10 protein-coding genes are annotated in these 12,629 nt (G+C 72.2%); 3 read left to right on the top strand and 7 right to left on the bottom strand.

The genetic code is table 11. The features are described 5' to 3' along the window. Nucleotides 1-17 precede the first annotated feature (17 nt). Both ACPXCS_RS25680 and ACPXCS_RS25675 read right to left on the bottom strand, forming a co-directional pair. The gene (locus tag ACPXCS_RS25680) at nt 18-1,259 is read right to left on the bottom strand and encodes an FAD-dependent monooxygenase (protein ID WP_425949595.1); all 1,242 of its coding nucleotides are present in this window, start codon (nt 1,257-1,259) and stop codon (nt 18-20) included. Then, nucleotides 1,256-2,653, bottom strand: a complete 1,398-nt coding sequence (locus ACPXCS_RS25675) for an MFS transporter (RefSeq protein WP_425949593.1) — start codon at nt 2,651-2,653, stop codon at nt 1,256-1,258. Before ACPXCS_RS25675 ends, ACPXCS_RS25680 begins: the two co-directional genes overlap by 4 nt. Nucleotides 2,654-2,928: 275 nt before the next feature. Between ACPXCS_RS25675 and ACPXCS_RS25670 the strand changes: the two genes are divergently transcribed. Then, on the top strand, nt 2,929-3,570 hold the full coding sequence (locus tag ACPXCS_RS25670; protein ID WP_425949591.1) for a TetR/AcrR family transcriptional regulator: 642 nt from the start codon (nt 2,929-2,931) through the stop codon (nt 3,568-3,570). A gap of 65 nt (nt 3,571-3,635) precedes the next feature. Here the strand turns inward: ACPXCS_RS25670 and ACPXCS_RS25665 are convergent, their stop codons facing one another. The 4 genes from ACPXCS_RS25665 to ACPXCS_RS25650 form a co-directional block, all read right to left on the bottom strand. After that, nucleotides 3,636-3,989, bottom strand: a complete 354-nt coding sequence (locus ACPXCS_RS25665; protein ID WP_425949589.1) for a hypothetical protein — start codon at nt 3,987-3,989, stop codon at nt 3,636-3,638. Nucleotides 3,990-4,165: 176 nt separating this feature from the next. Then, on the bottom strand, nt 4,166-4,585 hold the full coding sequence (locus tag ACPXCS_RS25660) for an Hsp20/alpha crystallin family protein (protein WP_425949588.1): 420 nt from the start codon (nt 4,583-4,585) through the stop codon (nt 4,166-4,168). Nucleotides 4,586-4,965: 380 nt separating this feature from the next. Beyond that, nucleotides 4,966-6,339 carry a tryptophanase gene (locus tag ACPXCS_RS25655; RefSeq protein WP_425949587.1) on the bottom strand — a complete coding sequence of 458 codons (1,374 nt, stop codon included), beginning with the start codon at nt 6,337-6,339 and terminating at the stop codon, nt 4,966-4,968. Then, on the bottom strand, nt 6,339-7,523 hold the full coding sequence (locus tag ACPXCS_RS25650) for a tryptophan dimethylallyltransferase family protein (protein WP_425949585.1): 1,185 nt from the start codon (nt 7,521-7,523) through the stop codon (nt 6,339-6,341). Before ACPXCS_RS25650 ends, ACPXCS_RS25655 begins: the two co-directional genes overlap by 1 nt. A gap of 161 nt (nt 7,524-7,684) precedes the next feature. Between ACPXCS_RS25650 and ACPXCS_RS25645 the strand changes: the two genes are divergently transcribed. Beyond that, on the top strand, nt 7,685-11,239 hold the full coding sequence (locus tag ACPXCS_RS25645; RefSeq protein WP_425949584.1) for a BTAD domain-containing putative transcriptional regulator: 3,555 nt from the start codon (nt 7,685-7,687) through the stop codon (nt 11,237-11,239). A 330-nt stretch (nt 11,240-11,569) separates the two neighbouring features. Continuing rightward, the gene (locus ACPXCS_RS25640) at nt 11,570-12,028 is read left to right on the top strand and encodes a hypothetical protein (protein WP_425949583.1); all 459 of its coding nucleotides are present in this window, start codon (nt 11,570-11,572) and stop codon (nt 12,026-12,028) included. Nucleotides 12,029-12,084: 56 nt separating this feature from the next. Here the strand turns inward: ACPXCS_RS25640 and ACPXCS_RS25635 are convergent, their stop codons facing one another. Next, complete coding sequence (locus ACPXCS_RS25635; RefSeq protein WP_425949582.1) at nt 12,085-12,447, bottom strand: NucA/NucB deoxyribonuclease domain-containing protein; 363 nt, start codon at nt 12,445-12,447, stop codon at nt 12,085-12,087. Nucleotides 12,448-12,629: the final 182 nt, after the last annotated feature.

Below are 12,629 nucleotides of genomic sequence, written 5' to 3'. Positions count from 1 at the left end.
CCCCGTCCGACGCCCGTTCAGGGTCGATCTTCCCCCACGGGTGCGGGCCGGAGCGCGGGCAGGGTGAGCGCCGAATGGGCCGGTCGTCCCGTCCCGGAGGGCAGGGCGCTGAGCTGCCGCAGCATGGCGTTGCGCTGCCGCAGGGCCTGTGCGGTGGTGGGGAAGAGCCTGGCTTCGCCCTGGCCGACCTGGTCCTGGTTCACGGTCACGAACCGGCGGGTGTCCCGTTCGTAGGCGGCGAAGCCCGCGCTGTGGTCCCGGTCCGCCAGGGAAGCGGCGAGCATGTACGCGCCGACGAGCGCGAGGCTGGTGCCCTGCCCGGTGAGGAACGAGGGCGCGTACGCGGCGTCGCCCAGCAGCGCGACCCTGCCGCTGGACCAGCGGGGCATGCGGATCTGGCTGACTCCGTCGAAGAAGACGTCCTCCGCGTCCCGCAGGGCGGCGAGCATGCCGGGGACCTGCCATCCCGCGTCGGCGAAGACCTGGTCGAGGAGGTCCCGTCGGGCCTGCGGGTCCCGGAAGGCGTCGAAGGGCGGTTCCGGGTGGGCGAAGTTCAGGAAGGCGTGCACTTCGTCGTCGTCTCCGACGGCGTAGAGCGCGGCGGCTCTGCCGGGACTGTTCCACATCACGGTCTCGTGGGAGAGCCCGAAGGTGTTGGGCATGGTGAAGACGGCGAAGCAGTAGCCGAGGTACCGGTGGAACTGCTCCTCGGGTCCGAACAGGAGCTCACGCGTGTGCGAGTGGACCCCGTCCGCGCCGAACACCATGTCGAACGTACGCCTGCCGCCCCCGTGGAAGGTGACGTCGACGCCGGGTCCGGACTGGTCGAGGGTGTCGATGGAGTCGTCGAACAGGAACTCGACGTCGTCCCGGATCGCCGCGTGCAGGGCCCTGGTCAGATCGCCGCGGCGGACCTCCAGGTCCTGCCCCGCGGCGCTGCCGGCGACGGTGTGCGGGCTGACCGAGACCACCTCTCCCCCGTCCTCGTCGAGGAAGGTGATCCGGCGTAGGTCGACGTGCGCGTCCTGGAGCCGCGGCAGGATCCCCATGCGCCGGACGACTTCGAGGGCGGTGCCGCGCACGTCGACGGGGTAGCCGCCGTCGCGGAGCGAACTCGCCTTCTCGACCACCGTGACGGCGCATCCACAGCGGTGCAGCCAGTAGGCGAGCGCGGGCCCCGCGATGCTGGCTCCGGAGATCAGGACCCTTCGCCGGGGCGGGGTGCGGAGGCTCCTCGGCGGATCCGTGCGGCTCGTCATGCTTCGACTCCCTTTTTCATGGTGCGGGTGATGAGCAGGGACAGGACCGTGACGGCACCGGCCACGACGAAGCCGGTGACGAAGGCCGATTCGGCCGGGACATCCGACCCGGCAGGGGTCCCGTCGGTCAGGAGGGCACCTCCCACCTGCGCGCCCACGGCGTAGCCGACCACGCGCGTCACCAGGACGAGGCCGGTGGCGATGCCGGTGTCGCGCCGGTCGACGGAGGTGGCGGTGCCGGTCACCAACGCCGTGATGCACAGGCCGCCGGCGAGCGAGATCATCACCTTGCCGAGGACGAGGTGCCAGACCTCGGTGTGCACGGCGGCCAGGGCGGTCAGGGCGACGGCCATGAGGGCGATCCCGGCGGTGACCACGGCGCGCGAGCCGAGGCGCCGCGCCCCGACACCGCTGAGCGGCCCGGCCAGCGCGGCGGCGGCGGCGCCGGGCAGCAGGTAGAGGCCGATCTGGGTGGCACTGGCCCCGAAGCCGTACCCGTCGGCGGAGACGGCGAACAGCTGCGGGACGAGGTAGACCGCCAGCGACGTGCCGACGCACATCACGAACGTCAGCACGCACGACCTCCACACGGCGGGCCGCCTCAGCATCCGCAGATCCACCATGGGCGAGGCCGCGCGGCGTTCGACGGCCGTCCATCCGGCCGCGAAGGCGGCCAGGACCACGAGGAGAGCGCCGAGGACGAGGGGCCGCGCAGCGATGTCGGGCGCGAGAGCCAGCACGAGCATGAGCGTGACGAGGGTTCCGCTCAGGAGGAGCAGGCCGGGCCAGTCGAACCCGGTGTCGTCCGAACGCCCCGGCGGATCATGGGGAAACAGGGTGTTCACCAGCAGTGTGCCGACGACGACGGCGATGGTCGGCAGGGCGAACATCCAGTGCCGGGACAGCTGTTCGGCCACGGGCCCGGCCGACAGCGTGCCGGCCATCCCGCCCGCGACGAACAATCCGCTGACCACCCCGATGGCCACCTTCGCCTCACCGGCGGGCAGGTGTTCGCGCACCAGGATGAACGACAGGGGCAACGCGCCCACCATCGCCCCCTGCAGGACCTGACCGAGCAGCAGCACGGGCAGGTTGGGCGCCAGGGAGGACACCAGGCCGCCGGCCGAGACGACCGCCATCAGCCGGATCAGGATGCGTTTTCCGCCGTGGCGGTCGCCTAACGTGCCCGCGATCGGCGTGATCAGCGCACCGGTGATGAGAAGCACGATGCTGAGCAGCGCCCCCTCGGCCGGGCTCATGTCCAGTTCGCGCTGGAGGAGCGGGAGGGTCGGCGTCACCACCGACTCCAGGGCGCCGGTGGCGACCGCCAGCGCGCCCAGGGCACCGACGGCGGCCCTTCCGATACGGGTGGGGGGAGCCAGGGTTGCGGTCATGGACGTCCTTTCGTGACGGTCCTGAGCGTCAGAGGGCCGGCCGGCTGTGGGCGGGGAGGCCGCGGGCCCGCCAGGTCCGGCCAGGGGTACGGCGCCGTGCGCACAGCGCCATGGGCACAGCGGCCTTCTCACGCGGAGCGCGGAGCGCGGGACGGGTGGTGGCTGGTGGGTGAGGGGTGGTGCGGCGAGCGTGGCGCTGCGTGCCGAGTGCTGAAAGCGCGACCCGTTCGAAGACTACACTACACCGTGCAGTGTAGAACGGTTAGGATGAGCCCATGCCGACCACGAAGACGCTGCGCGAGGGCTCCGCGACGAAGCGGGCCGCCATCCTCCGGGCGGCCCGGGAACTGTTCCTCGCCGACGGGTTCGACCGGTCGAGCGTCGACGCGATCGCCGCCCGGGCGGAGGTGTCCAAGCGGACGGTCTACGACTACTTCGGCGACAAGCAGACGCTGCTGCAAGCCGTCGTCGACGCCATCGGCCAGTCGATGATCACCACGATCCGCAGCACCCTGGACGAGACCCTCCCCGGGCCCACCGAGCACACCGGGGCCGCCGAACTGGAGGACGCGCTCGTCACGTTCGCGATGCGGATCGCCACCGACATGCTCGGCTCGGCGGAGTACGCCACGCTGCAACGGCTGGTCCGGGCGGAGTCGGGCCACCTGCCGCACCGCGGCTACAACTCCATGGCCGACACACCCGACGAGGCGATCGCCGAACGCTTCGCCGCCTTCGCCGCCGCCGGGCTGCTCGACGTGCCCGATCCGCGGCTCGCGGCCGACCAGTTCATCGCGCTGACCTTCGGCGTGGCACTGGACCGGCTCGGTTCGGCGAACGCCGCGGAGGACGCCCGCGTGCGCCCACTCGTCGTCGAGGGGGTCCGGACCTTCCTGCGGGCCTATCGCAGCAGGTAGGACGGCTCGACCGCACCAGCGGACGCCGGCAGGGCGGCGGCCGACCCGCCGTGGAACCCGTCGGCTCAGTGGAACTCGTGGACCAGCTCGATCCTGCCGGCGATGTGAGCGTTGAACTCGTCGAGCTCCTCGGCCGGAACCCACAGTTCCAGGATCGTCCGGCCGCCTGCCTGCCGGACGGGGTACCTGCTCAGGAAGGCGGAGTCGACCTCGAAGCGGGTGACGTAGCCGGCGCCGTCGTGCTTGACGTTCCAGTCCCGCGCGATCCTGATCGCGTAGTCCTCGTCGAGGACCGGGTAGAAGATCGGCTGCTCGGGCAGGCGGGGCGGCCAGGCTCGCCACTCCAGCTCACGCACCAGTGCGAGCTCCTCGGGGCCGGTGGGACGCCACAAGGTCGTGGTCGCGCGCTGGTCGGTCACCGGAATCGCTCCTGGACGAGGCGACCGCCTGATGCGGCCGGCCGGGAGCCCGACGATATCGGCAGCCCGGGACAGCAGCCAACGAATAGGGCCGGGCGCCGAGCTGTGGGACGAGTGACCACAGCAGGGCGCTGACGGCCCGGCCTCCTCATGAACGCGGCGGTACGGAGCTGCCGTTACGCGGTGACCTGCTTGGGTCCGCCGTCCGCGATGGCGATCTTGCGGGGCTTGGCGTGCGCGGCCAGCGGGATGCGCAAGGTGAGCACGCCGTTGTCGTAGACCGCCTGGGCGGCGTCGGCGTCCAGCGCGTCGGACAGGGTCAGGCGGCGGCTGAACCGGCCCGTGGGACGCTCCGTGAGCACGGGCCTGGCGCCGTCCGGGACCGGGGAGGGGCGCTCGGCGCGCAGGAGGAGCGTGCCCCGTTCCACGGTGACCTCGACGCTGGAGCGGTCCATGCCCGGCAGGTCGAACTGGACGAAGAACGCGTCGTCGTCGCGCCAGACGTCCGCCGGGATGACGGTGCCTGCCGTGGCGCTCTCCGCGAGTTCACGCGTGAGCCGGTCCAGATCCCCCAGAGCGCCGCTGCGCACAAGCATGCCCCACTTCTCCTTTCACTCCTGGACGGCGGCTGCCACGGTGGCGACCGTGACCCATGAGAACCGCCGTAGCCGTATAACCCACCGTCAGGATGATTGACAAGTGCCGACTGGATCAAGTTGATGCCATCCGACTCAACTTGCACCACGCCGAGCCGGCCGTTGTGAAGAACTCATGTGAGACGAAGCCAGCTTGCCATCTCGGCCCGGGGCCGGGGCAGACGTCCTGTCAGCACTTCCCCGTGAACCTCCGCGTCGCGGCGTGCTGTCCGAGGAGCAGCACCGCGTGCTCACTGCTCCGGCCGCGCCGCGGAGGGTGGGGTCCGTCCGCCGCGTCGTCGCCGTATCGGCGGGTGTTGACGCCACCGCCGGTGATCCGGTCAGCGGAGGGGCACGTCGGGTTCGAGTCTGCAGCGGAAGTGGCGCAGAAGCGGGGGTTGTTCGGTCAGGCGGTAACCGGGGATCCGGTCCCTGGCCGTGGCCGTGGCCGCCAGGACCTCACCGACGTGATCCAGGTGGCTGAGGCCGTACGTCCGGCGGGGCAGCGCGAGGCGGACCAGTTCGTAGGGCGCGGAAGTCACCGGGGTGCCGTTCTCGTCCTCGCGGCCGAGGTACAGAGAACCCAGCTCCACCGAGCGGATGCCTCCTTCGAGGTAGAGCTGGCACGCGAGCGCGTGGCCGGGAAAGCGGTGCGCGGGGATGTGGGGAAGCAGCCGGCCGGCGTTGAGGTAGAGGGCGTGCAGGCCCGGTGGCTCGACGATGTCGACGCCCGCGTCCCGGGCCAGGCCGGCGAGGTGCCGGGCGGCGTCGGCGCGGGACCGGAGGTAGCGGGGATCGGTGACCTCGGTCAGCCCCTGGGCGATCATGTCGAGGTCCCGGCCCGCGAGACCGCCGTAGGTGGGGAAACCCTCCGTGGCGATGAGCAGCAGCTCGCACCGCTCCGCCAGCAACGGGTCGCGCAGGCCGAGGAAACCGCCGATGTGGACGATGCCGTCCTTCTTCGCGCTCATCAGGCAGCCGTCGGCCAGCCGGAAGGCCTGCTCGGCGACCTGGCGTGGACTCATGTCCCGGTAGCCGTCCTCGTGTTGCGTCACCAGCCAGGCGTTCTCGGCGAACCGGGCGGCGTCGAGGAAGAGCGGGACCGCGTGTTCCCGGCACAGCGCGGCGGCTCGGGCGAGGTTGTCCATGGAGACCGGCTGGCCGGCCTGGCCGTTGTTGGTCAGCGTCATGATGACCAGGGCGATCCGGGTGGCGTCGGGGCCGCGCAGGGCCCCCTCCAGCCGGTGCAGGTCGATGTCGCCCTTGAACGGCTCGGCGCTGTCGAGGTCCTCGGCCTGCGGGCAGGGCAGATCGACCGCCCGGCATCCGGCGAGCTCCACGTTGGCGCGGGTGGTGTCGAAGTGGGTGTTGCTCAGCGTGATCTGCCCGGGGGTGAGCAGCGCGGAGAAGAGGACGCGTTCCGCTGCCCGGCCCTGGTGCACGGGCAGGACGCACGGGTAGGAGGTGAGGTCCTGGATCACGTCCCGGAAGCGGTAGAAGGACCGCGACCCGGCGTACGACTCGTCACCGGCCACGCCGGCCGACCACTGCGCCGCCGACAGGGCACCCGTGCCGGAGTCCGTGAGAAGGTCGATCGTGACCTCGTCCGCCCGCAGCCCGAACAGGTTGTAGTGCACCCGGCGCAGGGCTCGCTCGCGCTGGGCTCGCGTGGTGATCGGAATCGGTTCGACGACCTTGATCCGGTAAGGCTCCACTAGCTCGCCCCTTCCCGGCCGGTCGACGCGGTGCGCACGGGACGGACGGCGTAGGCCTCCGGCGAGAGGTAGACGTTCACCCGAGGCGGCTCCCAGGTGCTCTGTACCAGCGAGACGTAGGTGATCAGTCCCACTCCCTCGGACGGGCGGCGGGACGTCATGGCGGTCAGGGCGCGGCCGATGACGTCCGCGTCCATGCCGAAGCGCCGCAGAGCGGCGGTGGCCCGGTCCCGGGCGACTGCGTCGTCCGGCGCGTAGTCACGGACCGGTACGTGCACGGTGTAGCCACTGGGGTGCTCGACGTCCCGTTCGGTGTACGACAGGCAGGACACCAGGGGCCGGTGGGCGAAGCGCCCGGGGCCGCCCCCCATCTCCCGGCAGAAGTCGTGGACCCGCTGGGCGGCTTCTCCGGGCAGCAGGCGTGCCATCTCGTGCGCCTCCGGGACGGTGACGCCGTGGTGGGCGACGTAGACCTTGACCCGCGGGGTGGGCCAGTCACCCAGGTCGAGGGCGAAGAAGAGGATCTCGTCCCTGCCGGGGCCGCGTGGCAGGGCGCGTTCGCGCAGTTCGGGCCATGCCCGGCCGAATCCGAAGCGGGCCAGCGCCTCCTGGGTCACCCCGGCGGATCGCTCCCGCCCGTGGGCCTGCGGATTGACGTAGACCTTGACGCCCCCGCCCCCACCCGGCTGTTGCCGCTGCTCCGTCGCACACCACAGCGCGAACGAGCCGTGCACGACCGGCGGGAAGAACAGGTCCGCCACCCGGCGCACCGGCTCGGTCGAGAAGCCCCGGCGCGCGGCCAGTTGGCCGAGGGCGCGCCGGCCGAGGCGGCCGTTCTCCTCCAGTGAGGCCGCCGTGCAGCCGGGCTCGACCAGCAGCCGTACGGCCACGGGGCGTCCGGCGCCGAAGGCGAGCGAGATCTCGGCAGGCGAGTGGTCGTCGCACACGAAGGAGGGTGAGGGCGGCCCGGACGCGAGGGGCCGAAGAGCCGCGGGGCCGAGCAGGTCGAGCAGCTCGAGGAGAGGGGAACCGGACCCGTCGGCCGGGACCGCGAAGCCGGCCGCAGCGCAGACGCGGCGCACCTGACCTCTCAGGTGCGCACCCAGGGTCGCGGACGGGCCCGTCGCCGGCGACGTCGTCTCGCCGAGACCGGCGGAAAGGGGTCGGGGGTTGGTCAGGGGCATGGTGCGGACTCCAGGACGTGTGCCGTGAACGCTGGGCCCACCGTCCCGGTCCCCGGCCTCACGCGGGTCACTTCCCGGTCGCGCGGTGGCTACAATGCGTATCCGGGCGGTCACTTGTCGTGGAGCGCCGCGACCGCCCGGGGCGGATGACCGGGGGAACGGTGAGCACGCGGTACGAGTTCAAGGTCCTGGGGCCCCTCGAAGTCCTGTGTGACGGGCGGCCCCTGCGCATCGACGCGGCGAAGGTCCGGCTGCTGCTGGCGGCCCTGCTCGCCGACGCCAACCAGGTGGTCACGGTGGAGACGCTGATCCACCGGCTGTGGGGCGAGAACCCGCCCGGGCGCGCCCGCAACACGCTGCAGAACTACGTACTGCGCCTGCGGCGCGCCCTGGGTTCCGCCGCCGACGGCGCCCCCGTGCTCACCCGCCCTCACGGTTACCTGGTGGAGACCGCGCCGGACGCCTTGGACCTGCACCGTTTCACCGCCTTGGTGCGTCAGGGCCGTGCGGCCCTGGCGGAGGGCGCGGCGGCCCGCGCGGCGCCCCTGCTGCGCGAGGCCCTGGGACTGTGGCGGGGGGAGCCGCTGTCCGACCTGCCCGCACACGGCCTCCAGGGCGTCGTGGCGGCCCTGAACGAACAGCGGCTGTACGCCTGGGAGTTGCGGATCGACGCGGACCTGGCGCTCGGCCGGGCCGCCGATGTGCTGCCGGAGCTGCGGGGTCTCGTCGGCGCGCACCCGCTGCGCGAGCACTTCTGGGCTCAGCGGATGCTGGCGCTCTTCGACTGCGGACGGCAGGGCGAGGCCCTGGCGAGCTACCGCGAGGTCACGGCGCTGCTGTCCGAGGAGCTGGGCGTCGCCCCCGGGGCCGAGCTGAGGCAGGTCCACCAACGGCTGCTGGCGGCCGCCCCGAACCTGGACGAGGCACCCGCCGTGCGGACGGCTCCGTCGACCCGGGTCGACGAACTCCCCGTGGAGATGACGACGTTCGTCGGCCGCGAGGCGGAACTGGCCGAGGTACGGCGCCTGTTGGGGGCGGCGCGGCTCGTCACGCTCACCGGAGTGGGCGGTGTGGGCAAGACCCGGCTCGCGTTGCGGGTCGCGGCGGACGTCGCGCCCTCCTTCGCCGACGGTGTCCGGCTCGCCGACCTCGCTCCGCTGAGCGACCCGGACCTCCTCGACCGTGCCGTGTCGGAGGCGCTCGGACTGCGCGACCAGTCCGCGCGGCCCGCCGCGGACGCCATTGTCAGCCATCTGCGCGACCGCCGCCTGCTACTGGTCCTCGACAACTGCGAGCACCTGGTGGAGCACGTCGCCGCGCTCGTGCTGCGACTGGCGCGGGCGGCACCCGGGCTGCGCGTACTGGCCACGAGCCGCCAGCGCCTCGGGGCACCTGGTGAGCACGTACTGACCGTGCCGTCGCTCACCCTGCCCGACGCGGACGAGCGGGCGGACGGCAGTCCCCGAGCCGGCTCCGGGTGTGCGGCACGAGCGGCCGCCGGAGCGGGACCGGGTCCCGGGGGCACGGCCGGCCCCGGGACCGGACCCGGCGCTGTGGCCGCCTCCGGGACCGGCGCCCTGACCGCGGCCGCCGACTTGACCGCGGCCACACCCGACGGCTCCATCCCGGGCCACGACTTGACCGCTGCCACGCCCGACGACCTGACCGCAGGTGACCACGCGGCCCCGGCCACACCGGACGGCCTCACCGCAGCGCGCGACTTGGCCGTGGCCACGCCCGACCGCCTCACCGCAGGCGACAACTTGGCCGTGGCCACACCGGACGGCCTCACCGCAGACGACCACTTGGCCGTGGCCACACCCGCCAACCTGACCACAGGCGACAACTTGGCCGTGGCCACACCCGACGACCACACCACAGGCGACCACTTGGCCGCAGGCACGCCCGACGACCACACCCCAGCTGCCCACTCGGCCGCGGCCACGCCGGGCTCATCGGCCCCGGACGCACCCGGCTCCTCGGCCGCCGTCCGCACCGACGCCCCGGCCCTGGTCTCGCCCGACGCCCCGGCCCTGGTCTCGCCCGGCGGCCTGGCTCCGGTCGGGACCGGCACTCCAGGTGCTCCCGGCACCCAGGCCGTCACCGGGACCGACGACCCGCTGCTGCGTTCCGAGGCCGTGCGGCTGCTCATGGACCGTGCCGCCGGCTCGGCACCCGCCTTCCGGCTCACCGCCCGCAACCGCCGGGCCGTCGCCCAGTTGTGCCTGCGCCTCGACGGCATTCCGCTCGCGATCGAACTCGCCGCGGTCCGGCTCAGCGCGATGACGGCCGAGGAGATCGTGGAGCGCCTCGACGACAGGTTCCGCCTGCTGTCCGTGCCGCAGCCGCGCACGTCGGCCCGGTACCGCCTCACCCTCCGCGGCGTCGTCGACTGGAGCTACGACCTGTGCACCGAGGGCGAACGGCTGCTCTGGAACCGGCTGTCCGTGTTCTCCGGCGGCTTCGACCTGGAGGCTGCGGAGACGGTGTGCGCGGGTGAGGGGGTGGCCCGGACGGACGTGCTGGACCTGCTGGCCGGGCTGGTCGACAAGTCGATCGTGGCGGTCAGCCATTCCGGTGACCGGACCCGGTACAGCCTGCTGGAGACCATCCGCCAGTACGGCCGTCAGCGGCTGCTGGAAGCGGGCGAGGCGACCCGGCTGCGGGTGCGGCACTGCGAGTACTACCGGCTGACGGCGGTGCGGGCCGGCCACGCGTGGTGCGGGCCGCGCGAGGTCGACTGGCTGCTGAGGCTGCGCACCGAACTGCCCAACCTGCGCACGGCTCTCGACTACTGCGCCGGCCGGCACGACCTCGCGGTGGCCGGGGTCGAGATCGCGGTGAACCTGGCGCGCACCCGCTGCTGGTTCTTCAGCAGCACGCTGGGAGAAGGGCGGCACTGGCTGGAACGGCTGCTGGCCACCGGCCCGGACGGGCCGTGGGTCCAGGTCGAGCCGGCGCTGGTGGTCGGCGCGCTGGCGATGAAGGCCTGGATCGCCCTGTGCCAGGGGGACAACCCCGCGTCCGAGCGGTTCCTGGCCGAGTGCCGTGCGGGGGCGCGGGAGTCGGCGGACGGTTCCCCCTCGGCACCGCTGACGTACATCGAGGGAGCGCACGCCATGCTGGTGCGCGGCGACCCGGCCAGTATCCCGCTGCTGGCCGTGGCGCGGGACCGGTTTCGCGCGCTCGGGCAGGGCGGCGACGCGCACATGGCGACGATGCTGTGGGCCATGGCGGAGGCGTTCCTCGGCACCCGCGCCTCGGCCTCGGCGGCCAGGGACGTGTACGTCGCGGAGGCGGAGGCGAGCGGCGCCGAGTGGGCCCGCACCTGGGCCCAGTGGTGCACCGGCCTCGTGGAGCTGCGGCACGGTGCGGCGGAGCGGGCTCTGTCTCCGCTGCGGGCCGCCCTGGTACGGCAGCGCGCCATCGGGGACAGCTGGGGACCGGTGTGGGGCCTGGAGACGCTGGCCTGGGCGGTGGCGGCCACCGGTGACGGCACGCGGGCGGCATGGCTGCTGGGCGCCGCCCACCGCCTGCGTCAGGACACCGGGGTGGCGCTGATCGGCCTGCGCCCGTTCCACGAGGCGCACGTCGCCGCCGAGGAGCGGGTGCGCGCGCTGCTCGGCTCAGCGGAGTACACGGCGGCCTGGTCCCGGGGCGCGGCGGCCGACGACCCCCTGCGGCACCCGCGGGACGGAGCGGAGTTCCGGGGGTGACACACCGGGATCACAGGCGGCTCGCGCCGCCCGTCGCCGTACGCGCTGCACGCGCCCGCGAGCAGGCCCGGCTCGCCCAGCGGCCGCGCCGGGAGCCCGGCGGCGCCGGAACGGGCCGCGGCGAGGGGCGGCACCGGAACGCGCCCGCGAGGAGTCTCAATGACTGAGTCAAGCCACCTGCCTGGTCTATCGCTGAGCGTCGAGGCCCATGCTTTGCCTGTGTAGCTGTCGCCGCCTCGCCGTGCAAAGGCTGGTTCCGCTGTGATTTCGCCGCTAAAGATCGACGATGATGGAGCCCCTCGCACCAGACGACGACAAGGGGTGGGTGACGTGGCCAGCCTGATCAGGCGCCAGGAGTATCCGGTGAATGTGGACTACAACGGATGGGCCTTGCAGGACTTCGACGACACGCAGGTTCCTGTGCTGTTCCCTGAGGGTTTCGAGGGCGACGCGTTTCTCACTGCTCACCCTGGGCGCCTTGATTTCTACAGTGCCGGGCACACCCACACCGCGTCCCTGACGGTGGAGGTCTGGGACGGGGAGCCTGCAGTGCCGGCCGGAGAGTGGGACGAGACAGCCCTGGCCAGCATCGTTTGTTCTTCGGGCAAGTTGCGCGCCAGGGGGATGGCGGCAGGGCCGATGCCGGAGGCGATCGAATTGTCGGCCGGGCCGGGCGTCTGGACGGTGCGAGTGGTGTGCACCGGCCGTGAGGCGGCATCTGCGCAGACCCAGCACGGTGTGGTGCACGGAGTCGAGCGCTACATCGCACAGTTCTGGCCGAACGCCTGAAGTACTGGGGGCGGCTCCTGTCTCCGAGCCGCCCCCCCCCACACCTGTCAAAGTCGCTACGAAGTGATCTCGACCCAGAAGCCGTCGTCCGGTCCGTCTATGATCCTGTTCTTGTCATAGAACTGCGCGAGCAGGCTTCCCGCAGCCCCATTGTCCTCTTTCTTGACGGGCAGGACACTGAAGTTGCCCGGCTCGGCGAGGTGATCGTAGTCGGATTGGCCTGCTCCCTCGTACGTAGACGCCATCGGATACTCGTCACATTCTCGCGCGTACCCGGCTGACGTCGCGTAGTCCTCGCCGAAGTACTTCCCGCAGTTATAGACGGAGCGGCTACGGTTCAGCTCCCGGCGTTTGGTGTCCCAGTACAGGCGCGTCAGCGCGGGCTCGGGACCCTTGCCTGGCAGATCCTTCTTGGCCATGGGGGGCTGCGTCGTCCCTGGCGTGGTGAATGCTTTCTGGATATGCAGGGCCACCTCCCGTTCTGGAGCACCGGCAACCGTGCACAACTCCGGCCTGCCCGAGCCCGACCTTCTGCAACACCCTTTAGTTCCGAACAGCTATGCCGTGGACCCGAGGAACGCCCCGCTGTTCCGCTCCCTAA

The sequence above is a fragment of the Streptomyces sp. DT190 genome (assembly GCF_049846985.1).
Taxonomy (GTDB): domain Bacteria; phylum Actinomycetota; class Actinomycetes; order Streptomycetales; family Streptomycetaceae; genus Streptomyces.
The sequence above is the reverse complement of the archived record's forward strand: the minus strand, read 5'-3'. Positions and strand labels throughout refer to the sequence as shown.

Bases quoted from the DNA above. Each gene is read 5' to 3' on its own strand.
- ACPXCS_RS25680 (WP_425949595.1), bottom strand. From the start codon at position 1,259: ATGACGAGCCGCACGGATCCGCCGAGGAGCCTCCGCACCCCGCCCCGG.
- ACPXCS_RS25675 (WP_425949593.1), bottom strand. From the start codon at position 2,653: ATGACCGCAACCCTGGCTCCCCCCACCCGTATCGGAAGGGCCGCCGTC.
- ACPXCS_RS25670 (WP_425949591.1), top strand. From the start codon at position 2,929: ATGCCGACCACGAAGACGCTGCGCGAGGGCTCCGCGACGAAGCGGGCC.
- ACPXCS_RS25660 (WP_425949588.1), bottom strand. From the start codon at position 4,585: ATGCTTGTGCGCAGCGGCGCTCTGGGGGATCTGGACCGGCTCACGCGT.
- ACPXCS_RS25650 (WP_425949585.1), bottom strand. From the start codon at position 7,523: ATGCCCCTGACCAACCCCCGACCCCTTTCCGCCGGTCTCGGCGAGACG.
- ACPXCS_RS25635 (WP_425949582.1), bottom strand. From the start codon at position 12,447: ATGGCCAAGAAGGATCTGCCAGGCAAGGGTCCCGAGCCCGCGCTGACG.